Origin of the sequence: Lacticaseibacillus hulanensis, from assembly GCF_004010095.1 — a bacterium.
Lineage (GTDB): Bacteria > Bacillota > Bacilli > Lactobacillales > Lactobacillaceae > Lacticaseibacillus > Lacticaseibacillus hulanensis.
This window is the reverse complement of the sequence record NZ_RRYD01000007.1, coordinates 51,077-76,981: the sequence shown is the minus strand read 5'-3', so window position 1 is coordinate 76,981 and position 25,905 is coordinate 51,077. Positions and strand designations below refer to the sequence as shown.

The window sequence follows — 25,905 nt, the reverse complement described above, 5'->3', positions numbered from 1 at the left end:
GTTCGGGCGCGCCGACTGATTGCCGGGCACCCGTTTGCAAAATTTTAGTTTACGTATGTGTATGGCAACACATGCGTCATTAATTTACCCATCTATCGTACCGCCTTACTAATAATAAGTAAACACGCAAACGTATTTTCGCCCGCCACCTCAGCGTCAATCCGGGCGAGCACTCCCTCAAAAAGTGCCGGTAGCCAGGCCGTGGAGCGCCAATTATCACGCAAACAAAAACCGCCCCAGACAACGCCGGAGCGGCTTTTGTACATTGATTGCAGTGTTTTACTTCCCGAAGTAGCCAATAATCATGGCTGCCACCAGAATCACAAGCACGACGCTCGTAATGATTGCGTACAGTCGGTCGTGCTCCTTCACGAATGCGTAAATGGATACGACCACACGCAAAACGGGGGTCAAAATTAGCAGGAAAATGCCCGTCATCAGCACCGCGTACGGTTTAAGTGCTACCGTTCCGGACACAATGCTCATGATGCGGGATGGATGCACGCCGGCTGGATAGCCGGTCGACCCGGTCCCAAAAAGCAGAATTAGACCGAACAGAATCACGACGGCGGCAACAATTACGCCCACACGCAGGATTTGGCCAATAACCAGTTCAACTTCCTTGTTTTCGGCATCAAGGTGGTTTTGCTTTTGATTTTGCATTTAGAAGCTCACCCCGAATCCTTTAAACAGCATTTGCAGACCCATGTAAGCGACAATCGGAATGAAGATCATCCGCAGCACCCGCGTCGGCAGCACCTGCATCACGCGCGTCCCAATTGTGGCGCCGACCAGGATGCCAATTGCCAGCGGACCGGCAATTTCGGGCTGCAGCGACCCGTTGAAGAAGTACACGGTGGCACTGGCCGCCGCGGTGACCCCCATCATCAGGTTGGAGGTGGCACTACTTGGCTTAAGCGGCATGTGCATGATGGTGTCCATGGCAATCACCTTGAACGCCCCGGAGCCAATACCGAGCAGCCCGGACGCAATCCCGGCGCCGAACATCATGACAAATCCACCAGGAACATTGGTGACCGAATAGTCCACCTGCTTCATCGCGGCCTTGTCGTAGTACGTGCCGTTCAGCCGCAGCTTGCTGGCGATGGCGTCATTAGTGGTCGCTGGCGCCGCGTCTTTTTTGCCCAGTAGCTTGCGCACCATGTTGTAACTAGAAAATATCAGAAGTGCGCCGAAGAGCCAGTACAGGAATTTCGTGTTCACAAGGCCGGACACGATGGCGCCAACGACCGCACCAACCGTCGTGGCGATTTCGAGGAACATTGCCACGCGCAGGTTCAGCATGTCATCGCGTAGATAAGCGATGGTGGAACCCGAACTCGTGGCGATTACCGCAATCACCGACGCGGCAATCGCGTACTGAATTGGCAGGCCCATGATGACGGTCAAAACGGGGGTGATGATCATCCCCCCACCAATGCCCATGATGGCCCCGAGAATCCCGGCGCCCAGGCCGGTCAACAATAGCAGCAGTAATTCATGCATTAATCTGCCGCCTTCTTCGTTCTGGTCGTCTTCGCTGCGGCCTTATTCGCTGCTGGCTTCTTGGCCGCCGTCTTGCGGGTAGTCTTGGTCGCTACCTTCCGCGTTGTTTTGCGCGTAGTCTTCTTGGCGGCCGGCTTCTTGACCGCTTTTTCCGCGGGATCCGGCGCTGGCTTGGCCGCTTCTTCATCAATGTGCTGCAACTGCTCAAGCACGTGCGGCGCAATGTTGTCCAGAAGCTTACCAGTGGCGCTAGCGAAGGTGTCACTATCCGCCAGCAGGTCGATGCGCAACCCGGAAGCGTTCAGGAACGGATTGTCCGTGACCAGGTAAACGTTCACGGGCACAATCTCCTCAACCTCGAAGAAATTAGCCACCTTCTTGGCGTTGGCAAGGGGCATGTTGATGATGCCGGTTTCCAGGCTGATTGTGGTGGGCACGGTGCCTTCAACAACCAGGGTCGCGCGCATTAGCTGGTTTCGCTTAAGCGCGTCAATCACGGCGTCAACTACCGGCTGCAACGCCGCCTTGATCTCCGCAGCGTTCTTGACCTGCTCGGGCTTAACGCTGGTTTCAAAATGCTGCACTTCATCGGCAGCGGCTTGGTCTAAGTATTTTTGTACGTTAATTTGCATAATTTTCTCCCAAATGGCGCCGCAATCACGCACGCCGCGGCTACCGGCAATTTGCTGGTCCACGCCTAATTCACTAACAGATTTCGCGCGCGGGCCTTATTGCGGACGGTCAGGTTCGCAAATTCTTACTATATAAAGCACGCCAACAATCATAGCCTATCTGCGGGCGGTCTTGCAAATCTGCGGTCGCGCTTGAACTAGATTATAACCGAAATTTCAAGAAATCCGTCACCAAATAGTTGGGTGTGGTAACATCGCTTAGTAGGAAAAGATGCGTGCAACTTCCGTGAACCAGTCACCGGCGCGCAAGAAGGAGGAATCATCGTGGCCGTCATTCGCATGGGCATTCGCCAACTAGTTGAATTCACTGTGCGCTCCGGCGACCTCAATCCCGTCACTCAGGCCAGCAACAACACCGCCCAGCTCGGCAGCCGCATTCACCGGCAGGTCCAGGACGGCCACGACGAGGATGGCTACGAAAGTGAAGTCTACCTCAAGGAAAGCGAAATCGTTGCGGGACAGGAATATCAAATCGACGGGCGCGCTGATGGGGTCCTGACCACAGACGACGGCGTGATGGTTGAAGAAATCAAAACCTCCGCCCGTTCCTGGCAACACCTCGATCAGAACACCACCGACCGCTACTGGGCGCAGGCCTTCGTGTACGGCCACTACCTGTGCAAGCAGCGGCAGCTGGATGGCGTGGACATCGACCTAGTTTACTTTGACACCAGAAACAAGGACGCCGAGCACCACCGCGAGCACAAAACCGCCGCCGAACTGGCCGATTTCTACCGCAACTTAATTGGTCAATTCGCCGTTTGGATGCAGATGCGGGCCGACATAATCAAATTACGCAACGAAACGGCCCAGAATCTGCAATTTCCGTTCCCTAATTTCCGCGCCGGCCAGCGCCAGTTCTCGGCCAACGTGTACAAGACAATTTACACGGGTAGCCGCCTGTTCGTTGAGGCGCCGACCGGGACTGGAAAAACCATGTCCACCCTGTTCCCGACCATCAAGGCCATGGGCGCCGGTCTCATTAACCGCGCCTTTTACCTCACCGCCAAGGCTGCCACCCGCGGCGTGGCTGAAGACGCGATGTCCCGCATGACCGCAAATGGCCTGCACGCCAAAAGCATCACACTCACGGCCCGCGACACCATCACCTTCGCCGACGAACCCGAGGACGCCGCCCAAAACCCCTACATGATTGGGTATTACGACCGCCTGCTGCCGGGACTGGTGGATTTGCTCAGCCACAACGACTGCATCACCCGCGCCGTCATCGAGGAGTACGCCCACAAGTACATGCTGGACCCCTTTGAATTTTCGCTGGATACCAGCCTGTTTTGCGACGTCATTATTTGCGATTACAATTACCTGTTTGACCCGCGCGTGTTCCTGCAGCGATTCTTTGCCGAAAGCGACGACGGCAACTTCTTCCTCATCGACGAAGCCCACAACCTGGTCGACCGCTCCCGCAGCATGTATTCCGCCCAAATCAACCGCAACGCATTCAGTGATCTGGTGCCAGAACTGAAGCAGCCAAAGGGGCATGCCGACCGCAAGTTAACCAAGCTGGTCAAATCGATTCGAGACGTGATTGAGTGCCTGAACGTCCTCGATAGCAATCTGCAGCGCGACGAACATTTTCAGGATGATCCGATTGACCGCGTGCACGAAACGGTCGATGCATTTGCCACCCAGTTTCACGACTGGCTGGAGATGGAACCAACCGGACAAACCAAGCACGTGGTGGACACTTGCCTCGATACGTTTTTCCTCGCCAACGCCTACCTGAAGATTAGCGAACTGTACAATGAGGTTTACGTCACGCGCACCTTCCGCTCCGACGGTGATTTGTGCGTGCGCCTCGTGTGCCTGAATGCCAGCGACTTTTTGGACGCGAGCATGAACAAGGGCCGCGGCGCCGTGCTGTTTTCCGCCACGCTCACCCCGATGGATTACTACCGCGACGTGCTGGGCGGCACGGAAAACAGCTTGGCCACAAGCATGCCATCACCCTTCCCGCCAGAAAATCAGCTCGTCCTCGTGGCCCAAAACGTCCAAACAACGTACCACGAACGCGAAGCCAGCCTGCCTGCCATCACCGCCGCGCTCACCGCAATGGTGATGGCGCACCCGGGCAACTATCTGGTTTTTGCCCCCTCATACTCGTACCTGGAACGTGTCCGCGGCACCTTCCAGCTCGCTAACCCGAACGCGGACGTGGTCACGCAAAAGCCTTCAATGTCCGGCAATGACCGCGACGAATTTCTCGCCGCCTTCACCGCTGGCAACCACGTCACCGGATTTGCCGTTCTCGGTGGTTCCTTTGCTGAAGGCATCGACCTGCGTGGTAAGGCCCTCGAAGGTGTTGCCGTCGTCTCGGTCGGCCTGCCCGGATTATCCGGGGAAACGGACCGGCTGAAAGAGTACTACCAGCAGCGCAACGGTCAAGGCTTTGCCTACGCATACCAGCTGCCCGGGTTCAACAACGTCCTCCAGGCGGCTGGACGCGTGATTCGCGGGGCAAAGGACGTCGGCGTGGTGCTGCTGCTCGATGAGCGCTTCGCTCAACGCCGCTACGTCGACCTGTTCCCGCGCCACTGGCAAAATTGGCAGGTCAGTCATTCGACCAGGCAGTTAGCTAACGCCCTCGATCAATTCTGGGGGCAACATAAGTAACTAAAAAGGGATGCGCCCACTTGACTCTGGGTGCATCCCTTTTGCTTGAATTAATGATTGGCTTTTTGATAACTGAGCAATAAGAGATCACTACTCGGCTTTTTGGCCATAAAAAAACCACCGTTGCCGGTGGAAAGTTTGGGGGAACTTTTTTGGGGAGTGTAAGTTTAGGTTTGTCATAGGCTTTCGCCTTACGTATATTATATTACACCAAATATGAGGAAAACCGAGCCAGAATTGGCAACAAAAGTTCACTCAAATCTGATTCTCCAAAAGAAATACATTATGATAGCATAACTTAATATAAAAAACGAGAATATTTCAATAACGAATTTTTGGTTAAATGTGTTAATTTCACGGGCTGCCACCGTTATTTATTGGCACTGGTTTTCCCGGAAACAGGCTCGTACAATCCTTTTGCACGCAGATTCCGTTATTTTAGTCGTGATTTTTTGCTAATGTCCCAATTAGAACATTATTATTACGATTAGTTTATACGGCAGCCAATGTTTTGGACCCATTATTAATTGGTACCCACAAAATTAGAAGATGACAATTTTCACATTTGCAACCGCAGTCTTTGTTGAAAATCTGTGCTGAAAGTGCAAAATTCAATTAATTTACGGTTCAGCTTATGGTTAGCGTTAGAAACTAATCTCGAACGAGCTTGCAGGAACCTGAATTTTGGCAGTCTCACCTTTTTCCGCCTAACTGTTGACAGGTCTAGGCCACGTGTTATAATTGGACTATACCAATGAAGAAGCGGAACAACAACTATAAAAAGGGGTACTAACAATGCAAGTACGCGTATTTAAGAACAAAGACGAAGCTAGTCAGGCAGCATTTGAAATCATCAAGGACGGCATGGCTAATGGTGCCAAGACGCTTGGTCTGGCAACCGGGAGCTCACCCGTTACCCTGTACGACAAAATGTGCGCAAGTGACCTGGATTTTTCCAACATGACCAGTGTTAACCTCGATGAATACGTTGGTCTGTCTGGCGACAACGACCAAAGTTACCGGTACTTCATGAACCAGCACTTGTTCAACAAGAAGCCATTCAAGGAAACCTTCGTGCCAAATGGTCTTGCTACGGACGCTGACAACGAACCTGCACACTACGACCAGATTATTGCTGATCACCCAATCGACATTCAGCTGCTTGGGATTGGCCGCAACGGTCACATCGGCTTCAACGAACCAGGTTCACCTCTTGATGGTGGAACCCACAAGGTGCACCTCACCCAGTCAACCATCGACGCCAACGCCCGCTTCTTCGACAAGATTGAAGACGTACCAACTTACGCCTACTCCATGGGTATCGGCTCCATCCTGAAGAGCAAGAAGATTCTCCTGCTCGCATTCGGTGAAGACAAGGCCGACGCAATCAAGGCAACCGTCGAAGGCCCAGTAACAACCGACTGCCCAGCATCCGCCCTGCAGAACCACGATGACGTAATTCTCCTCATCGACGAGGCCGCAGCAAGCAAGCTGAGTAAGTAGTTAGCTGAGTAAGTAGCCATCCACCGAACCAAGTATCAAACTATGCAGTATTCAGTCAGCTAAAATAAAAAATGCGTGTCGTCCATCACGGGCGGCACGCATTTTTTATTTATCTAGTTTTGCTAGCAACACGTTAGTTTCATTGCTGTTTGCATTCAGAAAACACTAAGGGCAGGTTCGCGGTTCAATATTAATTTAGCCCGCGGATTAGTTGTTGCTGTGCTTAGCAACGACATCGGCAGCCTTTTGCTTAGCAGCCTGGACTTCTTCCTGCGCCTGCTTGAGCTGTTGGGACTTCACGTCGCTTTCAGCCTTGGCAGCAGCCGCGTCGGATTTAGCCTTGGTCAACTGACTTTGCAGGTCGCTGATTTTGCCATTAAGGTCCGCGATGGTGTTGTTCAAATCAGAAAGCTTGCTGTTTGCCTGATCAAGATTCTTTTGCTTGGCATCGACTTCGGACTGCTTAGCATCAAGTTCCTTTTGCTTAGCGGCAACCTTGTCGTTGCCTTCCTTAATCTTCTGCTGAATTTCGTCCTGCTTTTGCTGGATTTCCTTCATCTTGTCCTGCAATTGCTGCTGGTAACTGGCTGCTTCAGTTTCCTTTTGCTTAGCCAAGGCGTCGTATCGGTTTTGCAGACCGTGTTCTGGTTCTTCAGGTCGGCCACCTGTGCCTGGGCATCGGTCAGTGCAGTCTTCATGGTTGTCAGTTCGTCTTGAGCAGCAGAAAGCTTGGACTGCGTGTCCGTCAAGTCGGTTTTCGCCTGCTTGAGGTCCGCCTGGGTGCTGCTTAGCTTGTTTTCCTTGGTCGTAAGCATGTCATCAAGCGTGTTCAAGCTGGAGTTAATTGCGGACACATCGTTATGCCCGGCCCAGTAGGTATCAGCAAAGGTTTTAACGCCAACACCGGCGAAACCCATCAATACGGCAGAACTGGCCACAACGGCAATTTTGGCACCAAGGCCAAGCTGAGCTAAAGTTTTAAACATGATATCCTCCCTGTGTCGAGCTACGTTGTGCGCCGTGGCGAATAATAATAGCACGTTCCTAGTTACTTTTTGTTAACAAATAATATTATGCCTGTTATCTTAAGCATAAGCAAGCACTTTGTTACATTAAATAAGTAAAGGTTTTGTAAAAGGTGGTTTTACCGGCGTTTGCATGAAAAATAAGGCGATATATCAAGCTTCATAAAATAGATTGCGGACCCATAACTTATTGATTATGGTTGTTTGCAGCACTTACTCTCGCCTCGTAACGGATTGTCATCGTTCCAATATTAGCGAGCGCAAATAAAAACCACCCAGGGTTGTTCCCTCTGGATGGTTTTAATGAATTATGCAAACAGGTCAGCTGCACCGGCTGGCACGCGAACCAAATCGCGGGCAACCAGTTCTTCGGCAATCTGCACCGTGTTCCAGGCCGCACCCTTCAGCAGGTTATCGGAAACAACCCACATGTGGTATGCGCCAGGGTTTTCAACGTCGGCGCGAATCCGGCCGACGAACGTGTCGCGGCTGCCCTCAGCGTTAATTGGCTGTGGGTAAAGCTGCTTGCTTGGGTCGTCCTGAACAACGACACCGGGAGCGCCGGTGAGTGATGCCCGAATTTCATCGGGTGTTGGCTGCTTTTCGGTGGTGAAGTAAACCGTCTCACCATGGCCGATTGGCACGGGCACGCGGACACAGGTCGCGGTGACCTTGATGTCGGTGCTGTTCTTGTCGCCAAACATAATCTTCTTGGTTTCGTGGATCATCTTCCACTCTTCGTGCGTGTAATCCGCATCCTCGAAGACGTCAATCTGTGGCAACAGGTTAAATGCCAGTGGGTAGTGCTTCTTGTCACCCTTGACTGGCAGGATGTTTGCCTGCATTTCCTTGCCGTCCAGCTTTTCCTGGGCCTGTGCGTACAGTTCGTTGATGGCTGACTGCCCGGCCCCACCAGCTGCCTGGTAAGTGGAGACAATAATCTGGTGAAGACCAAATTGCTGGCGAACTGGTTCCAGGGCTACCACCATCTGAATTGTGGAACAGTTCGGGTTGGCGATAATCCCGTTGTGATCAGCTAAGGCGTCTGGATTAACTTCAGGCACGACCAGTGGCACGTTGTCATTCATCCGGAAGAATGACGTGTTGTCCACGCAGACCGCCCCACGCTTAACCGCTTCAGGCAACAGGCGGCCAGAAACGGAACCACCAGCAGACGCAAGAACAAGGTCAATGCCATCAAAGGATTCGGGCTTGGCCTCTTCAACGGTCACGGGCTGACCCTTGAAGTAAAGCGTCTTACCAGCGGAACGTGATGATGCAAGCAGGTGAATTTCGCCCACCGGAATCGTGGACTGCTCCAACTGCTCAATCATGCGGGTACCCACCGCACCGGTGGCCCCTAAAATTGCAACTGCGTAACTCTTCTTCGACATAAATATACCCCTCTTGAAAGCATTGAGTGCAGCGGGTTGCCTAGAAGACGCAGATTACCGGCAAATTCACCTTGAGGGGTGGCCTTTCCCTCAGGCTAAACTTGCATGTAATCAGACAAAGCTAACCCACGCAGCTCTTACTTAAAACTCCGACAAATCTTGAAACCCTAATATACCACCAGCACCGGCTAGTGCGTGCGGACAAAATTCTGAATTCGCCTTACTGATTCTTCCAGGTTCGCGGTCGACGCCGCGTACGACAGCCGCACGTAGCCCTCACCGCCTGGGCCAAAGACGGAACCGGGAACCAGTCCCACCTTTGCTTCCTTCGCCAGGGTGTAGACGAACTGCACGTCATCAGTGCCGAACTGGTCGGGCATCTTGGCAAAAATGTAGAAGGCCCCGCCTGGAGTTGGTGCATCAAACCCAACTTCCTTAAGTCCAGCCAAAACGAGGTCACGGCGTTTGCGGTACGTGTCCCGCATGATTGCCGCATCCCCACGGCCGTGCGTTAATGCCTCAACGGCCGCGCGCTGCATCGGACTAGCCACAGTTGTGACCATGTACTGGTGCATTTTACCAACCTGCGCCGTGAGTTCCTTGGGGCCCGCAACGTAGCCAACCCGGTAACCGGTCATCGCGTGCGACTTACTGAAGCCGCTGATGAGCAGCGTTTGGGTCGGCAGCAATTTGGCCAGGCTCAGGTGATCAGCGTCGTAGGACAATTCAGCGTAAATTTCATCGGATAAAACCAGCAAGTTGGTCTCCGCAATTGCCGCGGCAAGTGCGCGAATCTCTTCGTGCGTGTAGGTCACGCCAGTTGGGTTGCCCGGATAGTTGAGCACGAGTGCCTTTGCGTCCGGGTGCTTGGCCAAAACCGCCTGCAACCGGGCTGGCGTCATAATGAACTCGGGTGCGGTATTGACCTCAACCACGTTCAGGCCGTTCTTGCGGCCAATCGCCGAGTACAGTGGAAATTCGGGCGTTGGCACAATCATCGTGTCCCCAGGGTTGAATAATGCCCCGAGTGCCGCCGCGATGGATTCCGTTGCACCGACCGTCACAATCACTTCTTCGGCGGAGTACTGGCCGCCAAAACGTTCATTGAGGTACTTAGCCACGTTTTCGCGCAGGTCCATGTAGCCCATGGACGGTGCGTAATGTGACCAGTCATCCTCAATCGCCTTTACCGTTGCGCTCTTGATGTGCTCCGGAACGGCAAAATCTGGTTCACCCAGCGTCAGCTTGATGATGCCCGGAATGCTACTAATGTTCTGGTCCACCGCACGAATCGCGGACGGTTCGATGGCGGCCAGTGATTTATTGCCGAGCGCGGCTAAAGCTGGTTTGAGTTCTGTCATTGTTCATACTTCTTTCTGTGGCAATGTGCGCGCAAAAGATTACGCCACATCACGGTTGTTGCGTTTACGCAGAGTGTTTTTGCATCGAGCAGTAGTGTTACTTGAGCAGTGAATCGAGGCCAATTGTCAGGGCATCAGGCAATCCATTCACGCTGCGAATCGCAAGCGCAATGCCCGCCATGAAGGATGACCGGTCAAAGGAATCCTGGCGAATCGTCAGTGCTTCGCCGGGACCACCAAAGATGACCTCTTCCGAAGCGTTGAAGCCAGGCAGACGAACGGCGTGCACCTGCACACCATCAATGCGTTCGCCGCGCGCTGGGGCATCCGATTCTGGTGCCAGTGGCTTACCGGTGCGTGCTGCCGCAATTGCCTGGGCAGTTGCGCGGGCGGTCCCGGATGGTGCATCCAGCTTGTCTTCGTGGTGGTATTCCAGCACTTCTGCATCTGGGAAGTACTTGGCCGCCTTGGTGGCAAACTGCATCAAGAGGACCGCCGAAATCCCGAAGTTCGGAACGACAAGCAGGTGACGGCCATTATCCGCTGCGAGTTTGCCGAGGCGGTCGGTGTCTTCCTTGGTCAGGCCACTGGTGCCAATGACGATGTCGTAGCCGTGGGTCAGCGCGAACTCGCCATTTGCGCGGGCACCATCCGGCGTGGTCATGTCCATCCACACATCAGCTGGAACATTGATGTCTTCATACTTCGTGAACACCGGAAAATCTGCGGGCTCTGCGCCAAGTGGGCTGAACGCCGCGACCAGCTCAAGGTCATCGCTGTCCTTGATCATGGCCTGAATTCTCTGGCCCATCTTGCCGAACGCGCCGGCTAAAATAACTGTGGTCATCGTTTTCCTCCTATTACTATTCAACAATCGCCAAAACTTGCTTGGCTTCAGCGGCCGTCAGCTTAACCATTGGCAGGCGCATGCCTTCCTTGATTTCGCCGCGCTTTGCCAGCAGCATCTTGATTGGTTCCGGAGATGGAAACTTGAACAATGCGTTCATCTTCGGGGTCAAGTCGTCCATCAGTTCATCGGCGGATGCAATGTCGTCGGCGCTTTCGGCAGTCAGGCATTCGAGCATCTCGGGGCCAAACACGTGGCTGGCAACGGAGATCACGCCGGCACCGCCCACGCGAATTGCATCGAGCATCTGCCCGTCCTCACCGGTGTACACGTCAAAATCATCCGGTGTGTTCTGGGCGAGGTAGGCAATGTCGTCGATGCTCGTGCACTGCTTAACACCCTTGATGCGTGGGTGCTTGGCCAGTTCCACGATTGTGTCGTTGTTAATTGTCACGACTGCACGGCCCGGAATGTTGTACAAAATCACGGGCACGGAGCTGGCGTCGGCAATCGCGGTAAAGTGGGCAATCATCCCCGCCTGGCTCGGCTTGTTGTAGTAAGGGGCCACGGCGAGCAGCGCGTCAACGCCATCGATGGCACTGGCTTCTTTAGCCAGGGCCGCAGAAGCAGCGGTACTGTTACTGCCGACGTTAGCCACCTGCACTGCATCCTTCCCGACAAGCAACTTACCAACGTGCGTGAACAGACTGATTTTTTCTGCGTGCGTCAGGTTTGGTGATTCACCAGTTGTTCCGGCAACGAGGAAGCCTTTAATCCCTTCACCGAGCATCCGTTCAATGAGCGCGTCTAGTGCAGGGTAATCCACCTCGTCGCTGTCCGTGAACGGTGTTACAAGAGCCGTGATAATTGGGATGTTTTTGAACATTTCTCTCTTCCTTTCAGAAGTGACAAAAGGCGCCGAGCATGCTTACTGCGGTCTCGGCGCCTTTAGTGCAAGATCGCTATCATCATTTAGTTATTCTGCCATCCGGTGCGTCAGGAAGCGGACAAAGCCGTTCACCCCCGGCAGCAGTGCGTCCTCGTTTGGACTCATCTTGCTGGAGTGGAGCGGGTGCCCTGGGTCACCAACCCCGAGCCACACCATTGTGCCCGGGAACTGCTGCAGCAAAAAGCCAAAGTCCTCCCCGGTCATCGCCGGCGCGATATCCGCAAAGTCGATGGTGGCATCTTCCTGCATGAACTGAATCAAATCGGCCGTCTGTTCCGGTGCGTTTTCCACCGGCATGTAGCCCCCCTGAATCAAGTTTAGGTCCACGCCAACGCCATACGTGGCGCCGACACCGTCCGCAATTGCGCGCACCCGCTTTTGCATCATTTCAATATCCACTTGACGGAACGCGCGGATGGTGCCATCAAGGTGCGCCGACCCGGCAATGACGTTGCCAATTGTGCCGGCGTGCAGGTCCCCAATCGTGACCACCCCGCCACGCACGGGATCCACGTTGCGGGACACAACGGTCTGCACCTGCATCACAAAGGCTGCGGCGGCAACGAGCGCATCGTTCGCCGTGTGTGGAAAGGCCGCGTGCCCACTAACCCCCGTGAAGGTCAGGTGAATTTCGGTCGTCCCGGCAAACAGTGTGCCCATCCGCGTGGCAATTTGGCCAGCTGGCAGCTCCGGATTGTCGTGCAGCCCGTAAAATTCATCGGGCCGCCACTTACCACTAAAGGCCCCCGCGTCAAAGACCCGCTTGCCCCCGTAGTCGTTTTCCTCAGCCGGCTGGAAGAAAAACACCATGTTGTCTTTGGGCTGATTGAGCGTGAAGTGCCGCAAAACCCCGAGCGCAACGGTCATGTGCACATCGTGGCCGCACGCGTGCATCTGGCCAGGGATGGTGGAGGCAAAGTCCAGCCCCGTCTCCTCGGTCACCGGCAGGGCATCGATATCGGTGCGGTAGCCAACGGTGCGGACCGGATTCGTGCCGGCCAGGTGCACCAAGATTGCGGTGGGCACAGCATCGACGCCGCGCACTTCCATGAACGGCACCGCCCATTTTTTGAGCAGCCCCATGATGTAGTCGTGCGTGCGCGTTTCGTGCAGTGCAAGCTCCGGAATCCGGTGCAAATCGCGGCGAATAGTGCTTAATTCTTGTGCGGTTAAATCAGGCATAACGTACTTCCTTTGCAAATCAAGGAGTGTCGCCACCCCTATGTCGATACGCAGTCAAAACTAATCTAGCTGCGCTTGGTTAGTCCAAGTTACGCAGAGCGTCGATGAGCGCGGTCTTGCCCTCAGTCTTCGCGTCGATTTCCTTGATTACCTTGGCAGGGACCCCAGCAACAACTGTGTGTGCGGGTACGTCCTTCGTCACAATCGCACCGGCCGCAACAACGGCACCGGCACCAACGCGCACACCCTCGAGCACAACCGCATTAGCCCCAACCAGCACGTCGTCTTCAATGATAACTGGCGTTGCGGAAGCTGGTTCAACGACGCCGGCCAAAACGGCACCAGCACCAATGTGGCAGTGGTTCCCAACGGTTGCGCGGCCACCAAGAACGGCACCCATGTCAATCATCGTGCCGTCGCCGATGACGGAGCCGATGTTGATGACGGCACCCATCATGATGACGGCATTGTCGCCAATCGCAACGTGCTCGCGAATAATTGCACCAGGTTCGATGCGGGCGTTGTCGTTAGTAATGTCGAGCATTGGTACCCCGGAGTTGCGGGCAGTCACTTCCACGTGCTTGGCGCTGATGTGGGCTGCGTTTGCTTCAAGCCATGGTGCAATCAGTGCGTTGTCCCCGAACAGCTGGCCCGTCTTGACGTCAAGGAAAGCTTCAACCCCATCGGGCACTGATGTGAGCTGGTCAATATCCCCAGCAAAGGTAACGTGCACCGGCGTCTTCTTGGGCGCGGTGGCAATGTAGTCGATAATCTTCTCTGCATCAAACTGTTTTGGCATATTCATTCTCCTCTGGACTAGGTAAAAACCATCTACTTTAGTTCACTTACTATATACTACTACGAATTCTCGATCAGAACCGGCTTTGAAAAGGCTTAACCTTTGTAGGACAAATCGTGATCCGTTAAATCCGCCCACGTTTCGCGGCGAATCACCTCTTGCGCCCGCCCGTTTTCCGCGAAAACAACTGCCGGCCGCGGGTTGCGGTTGTAGAGCGAGGCCATGGAATAGCCGTACGCCCCCGTGCTCAACAGGGCAATCACGTCGCCGGGCGTAATTGCCGGCAGTTTTGCGTCCTTAATTAGAATGTCGCCGGATTCGCAGTACTTGCCCGCAATCGTCACCGTCTCGGTTGGCTTGGCCTTAGGGGTCTTGGCGAGCACCGCCTGGTAGTCGGCCTGGTAAAGCGCCGGGCGAATGTTGTCGCCCATCCCCCCGTCGACCGTCTGGTACGTGCGCACGCCAGGAATTTCTTTGCGTCCACCAGCCGTGTACAACGTCGTCCCGGCAACGCCGACAATCGAGCGACCGGGTTCAACCCAGATTGCGGGGGTGGCCCACCCGTTGTCCTTGGCGCCCTGCGTTACCGTTTCGACCAGTGAATCGACAAAACGACTCGGTGGTAGCGGCTGGTCATCATCGGTGTACTGAATCCCAAAACCGCCGCCAACGTCGATGACTTCGGGCTCAAAATCATTCTCCGCGGCCAACTGGATTAGCTTCTTGGCCTCCTCGATGAATCCGGCAATCTCAAAAATCTGCGAGCCAATGTGGGCGTGCAGTCCAAGCAGCTTGAGGCTTGGTGCCGCCTTGACCTTCTTAATTGCCGAGGCCACCTGACCACTGGCCACGTCGAAACCAAACTTGCTGTCGGCCTGACCCGTCATGATGTACTCGTGCGTGTGGGCCGAAACGGCTGGGGCCACCCGCAGCAAGATTGGCTGGCAAATCCCCTTGGCCGCCGCCATCTTGGCGAGCCGGGTTAGCTCGTAATCGTTGTCGACGATGATGGTGCCGAGGCCAACCTCAAGCGCGTACGCCAGCTCGGCATCCGACTTGTTATTACCATTAAAGGAAACATTGCGCATGTCGAACCCGGCCTTGACCGCCGTCGCAATTTCGCCGCCCGACACCACATCTAGGTGCGCGTGCTCTTCTGCGACCACCTGAAACATGGCGACACTCGCGAAGGCCTTGGCCGCGTAACTGATTGTGTAATCAACGTTCCGGGCCTGGAACGCCTCGTTGTACGCCTGAATCGCTCCGCGGATGCGGCTGACGTCATAGACATAAAGTGGCGTGCCGTACTTAGCGGCGAGGTCAGTTGCCTTGACGCCGCCGATGGTCAGTTCGCCGTTTGCGCCGGTCGTGAATGGAATGGTCATGTGCAATATCTCCTTTACTTGTCCCTTGAATCGGATTAGCTGTGTTTTTCTTGCTGCAGTTCGGCGTTAACCCGACTCATTGCGGGTTAAAAGTGATCTACCAGTTCGCGCTTGAGGCGTTCCTGGAAAATGATGGACAATTCCCACGGCGCGATGCCGATGTAATTGCCCCAGTCATCGAGCGTGATGCGTTTGTCCCCGTCCTGGCCGAGCACGGTGACCTTCGTCCCAACTGGCAGCTCACCAGGCAGGCGAATCATCATCGCGTCCATGGCCAGCTTGCCGACAATCTGGCATTCCTGGCCGTTAACGAGAACGTGGTACCCAGTGAGCTTACGCATCAGCCCGTCGCCGTACCCGAGCGCCACGGTCCCAATCCACTCGCCTTCCTTGGCGTGATAGATGTGGCCGTACGAAATGCCGTCGCCTTCGTGCATTTGCTTGACGAAAACAAGCTCGGTTTCCAGGCGTTCAATCTGCTGCAAATAATTTGCGGGCCGCAGTTCACCAAGTGATGGCTCGATGCCGTAAACGCTGGTCCCGGCGCGAATGACATCGTGCGGGATTTCGTCCGCGTGGTACATGGACGCCCCGGAGTTCGCCACGTGCACCATCACCGGTTTTTCGAGCGTGTCGGTTAGTTCGTGCCAGCGGGCCAGCTGCTTGTGGAAATAATCCACCTCGCTGGAATCCGCCTGCGAAAAGTGCGTCATGAGCCCGTAGTAATCAAACTGCCGCGGGCTTTTCTGCATAAAGTCGAGGCTGGCGTCGATTTCGCCGCGGTCCCGGTAGCCAATGCGGCCCATCCCGGTATCGACGGCAACCGAAACCCGCAGCGGGATGTCGGCGCTCAAATACGGCTGCGCGCGCTTGAGCCAATCAAGACTGGCCACCGTGGTGATGAAGCTGTGGGCGGCGGCGATACCAGCGTACTCCGGCTGAATGAGCGACATGATGAGAATCGGACAGGTAAAGCCGGCCTGTCGCAGAGAAAGCGCCTCGTCAATGACGGCAACGGCAAGTCCATCGGCCCCACCGTCAATGGCGGCCCGGCTGACCTCAAGCAAGCCAAAGCCATAAGCATTGGCCTTCACCGCAAGAAAAACGGTCTTGGCGTGCGCCGCGTCCCGCGTCTCCTTGATGTTGTGGGCAACAGCTTCTTTCGAAATAAGTAACCGCGTAGGGCGGTGTGTAGCAACTACCATTGTTATATGTCTCCTTACAGAGCGGAGCAGCCCGGTTTGCTCGTGAGCATGGCTGCGGAGCTCGACTAAATCTCGGCGCGTATTCTTACGCCCCTTGTTTCCCAATTTACCTCCCAATTGTACCGCACGCCGCCCCTGTTTTTGGCGGTTGCAGGGAGTTTTCAAGGTTTTAGCAAAGAATGCAAATATTTGTGTGATGATGTGGGGAAAGAGTGAATTTTGTGCATTTAAATTACGCAGCGACAAACGATTTAAGACAACAATCGAAAAGGTTTTGGGGGACGGTGCGGCGCGTAGTCGAGCTGCGCGGGCCAGAAGTCTGCGGTTACCCACGAATTATGAACGATGGGAAAACCCACCCATCAAACTCGATTCGCCGATATTCCTCAACTTCTGAGCGGCCCACTCCGCTCTGTGATCTTAGTCGAGCTGCGTGGGCCAGAAGTCTGCGGCTAGCACGTCCCCAAACAAGATTGCAAAAAGCGCAATCTCGTTTGCGGCCACGCTAGTCCTCAACTTCTGAACGGCCCGCTCCGCTCTGTGCACAAAAAAAGGTCTCACTGAATGCGCGTCCGCACATCCACTGAGACCATCAATTAGTTTCGTTGTGAATCGCGATAGCGCTCCGTCGCAGTTGCGACGACAGTCCGTTAGCTCTTAACCAACGGCCCAACCGGGTGGACGTCACGCATCCGGTTTCGGCGGTCTTCCCTTTCACCCGACCTAAGCGTTCCTGACTGGAACTGAGTCGTGCTAATCTTGTTGACCGCAACCTCTATCAAAAATATTTAATTACGCGCTGTATTCCACGGCGCGGTGATTGGTTTCAGGTTACGACGGTGATTCTTTCCTGTCAACCCTTGACAATAATAATTTTTACGGATTAACTTAATGTGAATCTAATTCTAGGAACTAGAAAGCAGGCATTACCTCCATGAAAGTTATCAAGTTCGGCGGCTCATCCCTTGCTACCGGCGAGCAAGTCGCAAAGGCCATTAACATCATCACCGCTGATCCCGAGCGGCGCATTGTTGTCCTCTCTGCACCGGGCAAACGGTTCAAGGGTGACACCAAGGTGACCGACCTCCTCGTTCAGCTCGCCGCTACCGTCCAGTCCAAGAAGGACACCACCGCAATTAAGGACACGATTATTGCCCGCTACCAGGAAATCGCTGATTACTTCAAGCTGACCGACGACTCGGTGGCCAAGTTGCGCGCGCACCTGACTGCACTGGAACAAGCCAGCTACCCAACCACCGAGCACCTTTACGCCGCATTCATGGCCCAAGGTGAAAACATGAATTCCCGGCTCATCGCCCACATCATGAACGAGCAGTTCGGCCCAACCCGCTTCGTTGACCCCAAGGAACTGGGCATGGTCGTCGCCGGCGCACCCCGCGCCTCCGAACTGGTTGAATCAAGTTACGCCAGCATCGCTAAGTTCAAGATTAACGACGGCGAGCGCATTGTGGTTCCCGGATTTTTTGCTTACGACAAAGACGGCAACTTGGCAACTTTCGCGCGGGGCGGCTCGGACATCACCGGCTCCATCTTGGCGCGCGGCTTCCACGTCGACCTGTACGAGAACTTCACCGATGTTTCCGCCATTTACGCCGTTGACCCGCACATTATTTCCCACCCGCGCGCAATCAACACGCTGACTTACCGGGAAATGCGGGAGCTGTCCTACTCCGGCTTCTCCGTCTTCAACGACGAGGCCATCATTCCCGTCATCCAGGGCGGAATTCGCGTGAACGTGAAGAACACCAACGACCCCACCGCGCGTGGGACGTTCATCGCCCCGACCAAGGACGTGCGGCACCACCACTCCATCACTGGGATTGCGGTCAACGATGGGTTCAAGGCGCTGTATTTGCACCGCTACCTGCTGAACAAGGAAGTCGGGCTGACGCTCAAGATTCTGCAGATTCTCTACAAGTACAACGTAAGCTACGAACACATGCCATCCGGAATCGATGACCTCACGATTATCTTCGCCAAGGACCAAATCAACGACAGTCAGGTTGAGGCCATGACCGACGAAATCAAAGAGGCGATTAACCCCGACCAGCTGGAATGGTTCGATAACTTCGCCATCCTCATGATTGTCGGCGAGGGCCTGTTCATGAAGCACGACCTCATCAGCAAGGTCCTCACGCGGCTCGCGGACGCCGGCATTGCACCAACCATGATCAATCAAGGTGCATCCCGCATCTCCACGATGATTGGGGTGGCCAGCGAATCGGCCAAGACCGCGGTGAAGGTCATCTACGACCTGAGTTCCGAAAAGTAAATAGCCACCATGAATGCGCACAACCCAGTGCGCTTTTTTTGTGGCCAGTCGCGGTTGCGCCGCATTTCGTCTCATTATTCGCCAGCAAATCGCCACAAATATTTAAACGGCTCTTGACGCGGCGTTAATTCGGCTTTAATATAAACACAATTAATTTAGTACGTTGACGAGATAAGTAACGTGGCTACGCGGCGCAGAGAACCGGGGTTGGTGGAATCCGGTACGCAGAAACACGTGAAAATGGTCTTTGAGTATGTGACCGGCGAGCGCAAGTAAGTCGGCCACGGGTACGCCCGTTATCGCGTGACGGTATCGCTTTGCAAGCTGCATCTTGTTTAGCCGTACCGCATAAGTGTTAACCAGCGATGGTTAGCAAAACCCGGGTGGTACCACGACCAATCGTCCCGCAGTCCAATATTTGGATTGCGGGACTTTTTTTATTTCGTCACACCCGTAGCGCCTTCCTCTGCGCTACGGACCCACACACACTGGAGGAATTAAAATGGCTCACATCTATCTGCGCACCGGCCTTACCCGCCGCAAAACGGCAAAAGACGCGCCGGCTGGTGACCTCAAAATTCTAATCTTGAACCTAATGCCCAATCGCGCCGTGACCGAGCGGCAATTCGTCCGCATCCTGCAACTAGCGGGTTCGCCCGCAACCGATATCGAGGTCACCTTCTGTCTGCCGGCAACGCACGCAATTAGGCGACACGCCGAGCAGATTACCGCCGCGTACACGAACTTTGCCGCCGTGCAGAATGAAAACTTCGACGCCCTCATCGTGACCGGGGCGCCGCTTGACCGCATTGCCTTCACCGACGTTGATTATTGGGACGAGTTCCAGCAAATCTTGCGGTGGCGGCACACCCACGTCAGGCAGAGCCTCTTCCTCTGCTGGGGCGCGGACGCCGCCGGGTATGCGGACGGCGTGTTTACCCCGGAGCAACTGGACCGCAAAATCACCGGTGTTTACACCGCAAATGGCGTCACGATGCCGCAATCGCGCTACTTCAAGATTCCACTGAGCGTGCAGCGCGGAGAGGTCCTGGCCGGGAATTCCGACCTCGGCGCGCTGATTGTCGCCGATGCCAGCACCAGGTCCCATTACGTCGCCGGTCACTTCGAATACCTGCCCGGCACGCTGGCGGACGAATACCACCGTGACCGCCGCAAGAATGGGGCACTGGCACCGCGGCCGGCCAACTATTTTGACCCGGACATGCGCCCGCAGTACACCTGGCGCAGCAGCGCAACGGCGTTTTACCACAACTGGCTTGCCCAGTTAGCATAATTAATTCCAGCATCAACTTTGAACAAAGGAGATCCCACACACATGGTTAAAATCGCAACGCAACTTACACAAGGCACTAACGGGACAGACGACGCCAAGACCGGCGCGGTTGTTGCCCCACTCTACTTCTCAACGGCTTTCCGCCACCCTGGCCTTGGCCAATCCACCGGCTTCGACTACTCGCGGCTCGCAACGCCAACGCGGCAGCTACTCGAGCAGCAGCTGGCCACAATCGAGCACGGCTCTTCCGCACTGGCGGTCAGCTCCGGCATGGCGGCCATCGACCTCGTCTTCTCCGCCCTCACCAAGACCGGCGACCACTTCATTGCAAGCGACGACCTTTACGGCGGCTCCTTCCGCTACTTCGACGAGCGGCAGGCCAACTACAAAATCAATTACGACAAGTGGAACGGCATCAACGTGGACGACCTGCTGCTGGCAATTCGGCCGGAAACCAAGCTGATTTGGCTCGAAACTCCATCGAACCCAACAATGAAAATCATCGACATTGAGGGCGTCGCCACCGCGGTGCACGCAATCCGGCCCGACATCCTCATCGCGGTCGACAACACGTTCCTCACCCCAATTTACCAAAACCCACTCACCCTGGGCGCGGACATCGTGGTGCACTCCGCAACCAAGTACCTCGGCGGGCACAACGACATTCTCGCTGGCGCCGTGATTGTTAAGGATGACAAGCTGGCGACGACGCTGCGCGATCAGCTGACCACCACCGGCCAGACACTCGACCCATTCACCTCCTGGCTGCTCATTCGCTCGCTCAAAACACTCCACGTGCGCATGGCGGCCCACACAAGCAACGCGCAGTATTTAGCTGCTAAACTGCCAACGCTGGACGGTGTGGCCAAGGTGCTCTACGCGGGGGTCGGCGGCATGATTAGCTTCTACCTGGCGGACGGCTACAACGTCGACACGTTCTTGCGCCACCTGCAAATCTGTAGTTTCGCCGAAAGCCTCGGCGGGGTGGAAAGCCTCATCACGGTGCCGTACATCCAGACCCACCACGACATGTCCGTGGAAGATCGCCTGAGCCTCGGCATCACACCGCAGCTAATTCGCTTCTCCGTTGGCCTCGAAGACAAAGACGACCTCTGGGAAGACGTCGCCCAGGCCGTCAAAGCGGCGAACGAAAACTAAACTCGAAGTAACCAGTAGCGCCTGCGTAGGCTTTTTTCCCGCCTACCCAGCAAAGGGAGGATATCATGCACAATTGGACTAAAATCATTAAGGTGACCACCGTTGCCGACAAGGAAAGCGGCGCGGTCAACACGCCAATTCAGTTATCATCAACTTTCAACCAGAACAGCTTCGACCACTTCGGTGAATTCGACTACAGCCGAAGCGGCAACCCAACCCGGAAGGTCGCGGAAAACGCCGTGGCCCAGCTCGAGGACGCCAAGTACGGCTTCCTGTACAGTACCGGGATGGCGGCCATCAGCTCCGTTCTGCTCACCTTCAGCCAGGGCGACCACCTGATTGTGTCCAAGTTCGTGTACGGCGGCACGTTCCGGATTCTGGAGCAGGTGCTGAACCGGTTCGGCATCGAGCACACCTTCGTCGACCTCACCGACCTGGACGCGGTGCGTGCGGCAATTAATCCAAACACCAAGGCGATTTACATCGAAACGCCATCGAACCCCGTTCTCTCCGTCACCGACATCCCCGCAATCGTCGCCATCGCTAAGGAAAATAATCTCCTGACGATTGCCGACAACACGTTCATGTCCCCCGTTTTGCAAAAGCCAATTAAGCTGGGCGTCGACATTGTCGTTCACTCCGCAACCAAGTTCCTCGCTGGGCACTCCGACATCGTTGCCGGCGCGGCCATCACCGACAATAAGGAACTTGCCGAACAGATTTACTTCATCCAAAACGCGGTCGGCGCCACGCTCGGCGTCACCGACTGCTGGCTGCTTCTGCGCGGCATCAAGACACTCGGCATCCGCATGCAGCAGAGCAGCGCCACGGCCCTGAAGTTGGCCACCTGGCTGGAAAAGCAGCCGCAAGTGACCCGCGTTTGCTTCCCTGGTTTGCCCAGCAACAAAGGCTACGCAATTCAAAAACGCCAGGCGGTCAATGGCGGTGCCGTGCTGAGCTTTGACGTCGGCAGCGAGGCCAATGCCCGGATTGTGGCGGAAAACACCAAGATTCCGGAATTCTCCGTTTCCCTTGGCGGTGTGGAATCCATCCTCTCCTACCCGCCAAAGATGAGCCACGCGGAACTGGACGCCAAGGAACAGGCCAAGTCCGGCATCACCCCAGGACTGCTCCGATTCAGCTGCGGCATTGAAGATCCCGATGACCTCATCGCCGACCTCAAGTCCGCATTTGCACTAATTCCGGAGGCGTAATATGCAGGCAATCAATATTGGCCTCCTCGGGCTGGGCACCGTGGGCTCCGGGGTCGTCGCCATTTTGCAAAAAAATCAGCCGAAACTCGCCGCGCTGAACACCCGCGTGGTTGCGGCCGCCGTGCGCACCATCACACCGGAGCGGCAAGCGAAGTACCCGGGCATTAAGCTGACCCAAGACCCGCAAAGCATCGTTGACGACCCGAGCATCGATATCGTCGTCGAGGTCATGGGCGGAGTGGCCACCACCTACCCGCTGCTTGAGCGCGCCATCACCAACGGCAAGCACGTGATCTCCGCCAACAAGGATTTGCTCTCGGTGCACGGGGTGCAGTTAGCCCAGCTCGCCAAGAAGCACCACGTCGGCCTGTACTACGAGGCGGCGGTCATGGGGTCCATCCCCGTCCTGCACACCCTCGCCAACGCCTATGCGGGCGACACCATCACGCGCGTGGCCGGCATTGCCAACGGGACAAGCAACTTCATCCTGACGCAAATGGTGCGCGCCGGCAGCTCGTACTCCGAGGCGCTGAAGCTGGCACAGGTCAAAGGCTTCGCGGAGGCCGACCCCACGAACGACGTTGAGGGTTTCGACGCGGCGTACAAGTTGCTCATCCTAAGCCGCTTTGCGTTCGGCATGACGCCGGCCCTGAGCGACGTGACGCGGCAGGGCATCACCACCTTGACGCGGGCCGACTTTGCTGCCGCCTCGGTGTGGGGCTACACCATCAAGCCACTGGCGGTCGCGGCCATGAACGACCACAAGCTCAGCCTGACCGTCAGTCCGCACCTGGTGCCCGCCGCGCACCCGCTTTCGGCGGTGTTCGACGAGAACAACGCGGTGATGATTGATTCGGTCAACACCAAGCAAATCACGATGACCGGCCCGGGCGCCGGGTCACTGCCAACCGCAAGCTCCGTGATTTCCGACCTAATCACCATCGCCAGTGCCATTCGCGCCGGCATCGAGCCCGCGCCCTTTGTCGACGCGGCCACGCCCAACGACATCGCCACGGCCGATGACCGGGTCAGCGAACGCTTCGTGGTACTCCACAGCGCCACGCTGCAGGCCGACCAGGCGGCATCAGATCTCGGCATCGGCGGCAAAATGATTTCCGGTGAGGGCTCGATTTTCATCCACACGCCGGCCATCAGCGACACGGAAACCGAGGCGCTCAAGGCCAAAATCGAGGCAACCAAGGACCTAGCGCTCGTGCACATTCTGCCAATTTTCGCGTAAACGGGTGGCTGCTTAACCAAACTAAACAAAGAAAGAAGGTTACGTCCGGCAGAATTGCTGGGTGTAACCTTCTTTCTTTGATTCCGGGTGGCGCGGGGAACAATTCGCATCAGTTCGCACTTGAAGCGTCCGCGGTCGGCGTTTGTTCAAGCGTCCAAGTGATTGTTGAATTATATAAACCCGCCTTGGCTCCCTGGAGGCCCTTGGGCATGTTCAGCGACGCATTGGTAACGGCAGATGTTAGGTTTTTAGGACTACCAGCATAAACCGACGTTGCTTCACCATTGTCCGTAAGTTCCCGTTCCGCGCCGTTGTATGTGAACTTAACGGCCGTCGATCCCGGTGTGTAACTCGGACCGAAGTTAAACGAACTCATACTTGCAGAAATCTGGATGTTATTTTCCTCCGAGGCGGAGAAGGCCAGCGAGTTGCTTACCGTGCCCGGATGGTTGGTGAATCCGGACATAATGTCGCCCACCGTCAGCTTGCCAAAATCAAAACTCGGAACCGAATCCAGGCTGAGGACAAAATTATGCGGAACGGTCAACGTCCCCGACACGCTCGTGAGCCCATTGTCGCCGCCGACCGTCCCCATCGCTTCGGTGCCTACTGAGCTGTCGGTCCCAATGGCCACAACCGGTGCGTAAACCAATTCCCAGTCATAATCCGGATATGAATTAGCCTTGCTAAAACCAGGGAGCTCATTTTTAATCCGCACCTCGGTCACGTAGCGAACTGACTTACCGTCCGGTCCCTTATAGGTTTTAATGTCACCAGAATCTGGTGTGTAGGTATACTCTTCGTCACCTGTATGGTTATACAGTCCATGAACCTTACCGTCATCACTAACCACAAACCCGTAGTTCTTCCCGGCCTTCAAGATGGCTGACAGCTTCCCGCCGGCGACGGCTGGCCACGATTGCAAGCTATTGGTTGGCTTATAGCCGATGCGGAAAACCTGCATGCCTTGACCGCCAAGCACCAAGCTTTTCAATTCCTTACTCCGCGTTGAGTCTAAAATTAAAGTCTCCGATGTTGTGTCGAGCAACCCCGGAATTTGCTGGAAGGCAACGACCCCATTTTCATGCTTCAACCCGGTCCGCCCGGTGAAGCCCCAGTTGACCTTGGTCCCACCAAAAATCTTCTGAATTTTCGCATCCGTCCACTTAACAGTCTCGGTGATTGGACTCCCCTGGGCCGTGCCGTCCGTGTTCTTCAGCGTCACGGTGTATGTCAGCGTACCTTCGCCGTTTGCATACGTGTAATCGAGGTTGAGTTCGTGCCAGGCGTGATTGTTCAGGGCATCCTTGGGCACGAAATCAAACCCACCAATGCCGTTTTTGGCGGCTGCACCATCCCCGTACGAATTACCATCCCCGCCGAACGCGAGAATTTGGGGTGCAACGGTCACCGGATAGTCACCCCAATTATCTGAAATTGTGGTCGTAATCTGCGGCTGCGCGTACTGTGCGTCCATGCCTGGGTACCCATAGGCAATAAAGTTATCTTCCTTGTGCTTGTCGTTGTCGCGCGGCGTTACGGTTGTGCCCGCGTTATTGTACTTAACCTGGTTGTAGATTGCGTAGTCCCATGCCGGCTTGCCTGTATCCACGTTTGCTTCAGTATCGATGGCAATAGCAAATGAACGCGGCAATTTGTACTGGCCGTTGCTCTGTTTACCCCAGATTCCGAGGTCACCACCATCGGCCGTGTCGCCCATCGCCTTTTCGGGCTTTTGACCAGTCATGGCAAACGCAATCCCGTCGGCCACGTCGGCCACGTCGGCTACGTCGTTAACATCGCTAAGGTAAAACTGCATTCTGGCGTGGAAATTCTTGGTTAAATCCAGTTGGTGGGTGCTCCACAAAGCCCCAGCTTGTGGGACTTTAGCCGTGTTCGTAATTTCAGCGGCAACCTGACTGAATTTGCCATTTTCAAGGACCTTAGATTTGTCCCCGTAACCCTTCATCACGTCGTTAAACGGAACGAAGCCTGGTGCCCCGTTAATATCGTATGGCGTTGGGTACGGGTTGCTTGCCCCCCAGTCGTAGCCAAAAAAGTTGGCCAAGTCCTGATCAACCGGTGAATCAGCCGCACTAACCCCCCAGGTTGGCAGCATCAGCACACTGGCAAGCATTGCAAATATGAATGTGCGCAATTTCTTTTGCATAATTACACCTCTCAGCCGCGGGCAAAACTGCTGCACCACGGAACGCTCGTGAATCTT

21 protein-coding genes and 1 riboswitch are annotated in these 25,905 nt (G+C 55.3%); of the genes, 7 read left to right on the top strand and 14 right to left on the bottom strand.

Translation table 11 applies throughout. The annotated features are described in order from the left end of the window. Nucleotides 1-279 precede the first annotated feature (279 nt). From EKN00_RS02905 to EKN00_RS02895, 3 genes are read right to left on the bottom strand one after another with little or no spacing between them, the layout of a single operon-like run. Nucleotides 280-663, bottom strand: a complete 384-nt coding sequence (locus EKN00_RS02905; RefSeq protein ID WP_127848650.1) for a DUF1634 domain-containing protein — start codon at nucleotides 661-663, stop codon at nucleotides 280-282. After that, a complete protein-coding gene (locus EKN00_RS02900; protein WP_127848649.1) occupies nucleotides 664-1,506 on the bottom strand; it encodes a sulfite exporter TauE/SafE family protein in 843 nt (280 codons plus the stop codon). Then, nucleotides 1,506-2,138, bottom strand: coding sequence for a hypothetical protein (locus EKN00_RS02895; protein ID WP_127848648.1), 633 nt, complete (start codon nucleotides 2,136-2,138; stop codon nucleotides 1,506-1,508). Before EKN00_RS02895 ends, EKN00_RS02900 begins: the two co-directional genes overlap by 1 nt. Nucleotides 2,139-2,462: 324 nt before the next feature. Here EKN00_RS02895 and EKN00_RS02890 point away from each other — a divergent pair, with 324 nt between their 5' ends. Together EKN00_RS02890 and EKN00_RS02885 are read left to right on the top strand one after the other, a co-directional pair. Further along, the gene (locus EKN00_RS02890) at nucleotides 2,463-4,829 is read left to right on the top strand and encodes an ATP-dependent DNA helicase (protein ID WP_127848647.1); all 2,367 of its coding nucleotides are present in this window, start codon (nucleotides 2,463-2,465) and stop codon (nucleotides 4,827-4,829) included. Nucleotides 4,830-5,624: 795 nt separating this feature from the next. Beyond that, complete coding sequence (locus tag EKN00_RS02885) at nucleotides 5,625-6,332, top strand: glucosamine-6-phosphate deaminase (RefSeq protein WP_127848646.1); 708 nt, start codon at nucleotides 5,625-5,627, stop codon at nucleotides 6,330-6,332. 207 nt (nucleotides 6,333-6,539) lie between these two features. Here the strand turns inward: EKN00_RS02885 and EKN00_RS02880 are convergent, their stop codons facing one another. The 10 genes from EKN00_RS02880 to alr all read right to left on the bottom strand — a co-directional run bounded on the left by EKN00_RS02880 (nucleotide 6,540) and on the right by alr (nucleotide 16,479). Then, complete coding sequence (locus EKN00_RS02880; RefSeq protein ID WP_127848645.1) at nucleotides 6,540-6,890, bottom strand: hypothetical protein; 351 nt, start codon at nucleotides 6,888-6,890, stop codon at nucleotides 6,540-6,542. Then, entirely contained in the window at nucleotides 6,887-7,318 is a 432-nt protein-coding gene (locus EKN00_RS02875; RefSeq protein WP_127848644.1) for a hypothetical protein, read from the bottom strand. The genes EKN00_RS02880 and EKN00_RS02875 overlap by 4 nt, the downstream gene beginning before the upstream one ends. Nucleotides 7,319-7,665: 347 nt before the next feature. Further along, entirely contained in the window at nucleotides 7,666-8,751 is a 1,086-nt protein-coding gene (locus EKN00_RS02870) for an aspartate-semialdehyde dehydrogenase (protein WP_127848643.1), read from the bottom strand. Between the two features lie 188 nt (nucleotides 8,752-8,939). Further along, the gene (locus EKN00_RS02865; protein ID WP_127848642.1) at nucleotides 8,940-10,112 is read right to left on the bottom strand and encodes an aminotransferase class I/II-fold pyridoxal phosphate-dependent enzyme; all 1,173 of its coding nucleotides are present in this window, start codon (nucleotides 10,110-10,112) and stop codon (nucleotides 8,940-8,942) included. Between the two features lie 97 nt (nucleotides 10,113-10,209). Then, on the bottom strand, nucleotides 10,210-10,959 hold the full coding sequence (gene dapB, locus EKN00_RS02860) for a 4-hydroxy-tetrahydrodipicolinate reductase (protein WP_127848641.1): 750 nt from the start codon (nucleotides 10,957-10,959) through the stop codon (nucleotides 10,210-10,212). Between the two features lie 16 nt (nucleotides 10,960-10,975). Beyond that, nucleotides 10,976-11,845: a 4-hydroxy-tetrahydrodipicolinate synthase gene (gene dapA / locus EKN00_RS02855; RefSeq protein ID WP_127848640.1), complete on the bottom strand. Its 870-nt coding sequence runs from the start codon at nucleotides 11,843-11,845 to the stop codon at nucleotides 10,976-10,978. A 90-nt stretch (nucleotides 11,846-11,935) separates the two neighbouring features. Beyond that, complete coding sequence (locus EKN00_RS02850) at nucleotides 11,936-13,090, bottom strand: N-acetyldiaminopimelate deacetylase (RefSeq protein WP_127848639.1); 1,155 nt, start codon at nucleotides 13,088-13,090, stop codon at nucleotides 11,936-11,938. A gap of 79 nt (nucleotides 13,091-13,169) precedes the next feature. Continuing rightward, a complete protein-coding gene (dapD, locus tag EKN00_RS02845; RefSeq protein WP_127848638.1) occupies nucleotides 13,170-13,889 on the bottom strand; it encodes a 2,3,4,5-tetrahydropyridine-2,6-dicarboxylate N-acetyltransferase in 720 nt (239 codons plus the stop codon). Between the two features lie 95 nt (nucleotides 13,890-13,984). Further along, entirely contained in the window at nucleotides 13,985-15,268 is a 1,284-nt protein-coding gene (gene lysA, locus EKN00_RS02840; protein ID WP_421825371.1) for a diaminopimelate decarboxylase, read from the bottom strand. Nucleotides 15,269-15,360: 92 nt separating this feature from the next. Further along, nucleotides 15,361-16,479, bottom strand: coding sequence for an alanine racemase (alr, locus tag EKN00_RS02835; protein ID WP_127848636.1), 1,119 nt, complete (start codon nucleotides 16,477-16,479; stop codon nucleotides 15,361-15,363). Nucleotides 16,480-17,089: 610 nt separating this feature from the next. Then, nucleotides 17,090-17,265: riboswitch (Lysine riboswitch) on the bottom strand. 148 nt (nucleotides 17,266-17,413) lie between these two features. On the opposite strand from alr, the gene EKN00_RS02830 reads away from it, so the two are divergent. From EKN00_RS02830 to EKN00_RS02810, 5 genes are all read left to right on the top strand, one after another. After that, nucleotides 17,414-18,772, top strand: coding sequence for an aspartate kinase (locus EKN00_RS02830; RefSeq protein ID WP_127848635.1), 1,359 nt, complete (start codon nucleotides 17,414-17,416; stop codon nucleotides 18,770-18,772). Between the two features lie 502 nt (nucleotides 18,773-19,274). Then, nucleotides 19,275-20,066 (top strand): homoserine O-acetyltransferase/O-succinyltransferase family protein, encoded by a 792-nt coding sequence (locus EKN00_RS02825; protein ID WP_127848634.1) that lies wholly within the window; start codon nucleotides 19,275-19,277, stop codon nucleotides 20,064-20,066. A gap of 42 nt (nucleotides 20,067-20,108) precedes the next feature. Further along, the gene (locus EKN00_RS02820) at nucleotides 20,109-21,224 is read left to right on the top strand and encodes a trans-sulfuration enzyme family protein (RefSeq protein ID WP_127848633.1); all 1,116 of its coding nucleotides are present in this window, start codon (nucleotides 20,109-20,111) and stop codon (nucleotides 21,222-21,224) included. 65 nt (nucleotides 21,225-21,289) lie between these two features. Further along, complete coding sequence (locus tag EKN00_RS02815) at nucleotides 21,290-22,438, top strand: trans-sulfuration enzyme family protein (RefSeq protein ID WP_127848632.1); 1,149 nt, start codon at nucleotides 21,290-21,292, stop codon at nucleotides 22,436-22,438. Nucleotide 22,439: 1 nt separating this feature from the next. After that, a complete protein-coding gene (locus tag EKN00_RS02810; RefSeq protein ID WP_127848631.1) occupies nucleotides 22,440-23,678 on the top strand; it encodes a homoserine dehydrogenase in 1,239 nt (412 codons plus the stop codon). A gap of 109 nt (nucleotides 23,679-23,787) precedes the next feature. On the opposite strand, the gene EKN00_RS02805 is transcribed toward EKN00_RS02810, so the two are convergent. Then, a complete protein-coding gene (locus EKN00_RS02805) occupies nucleotides 23,788-25,848 on the bottom strand; it encodes a lectin-like domain-containing protein (RefSeq protein WP_127848630.1) in 2,061 nt (686 codons plus the stop codon). Nucleotides 25,849-25,905 lie beyond the last annotated feature (57 nt).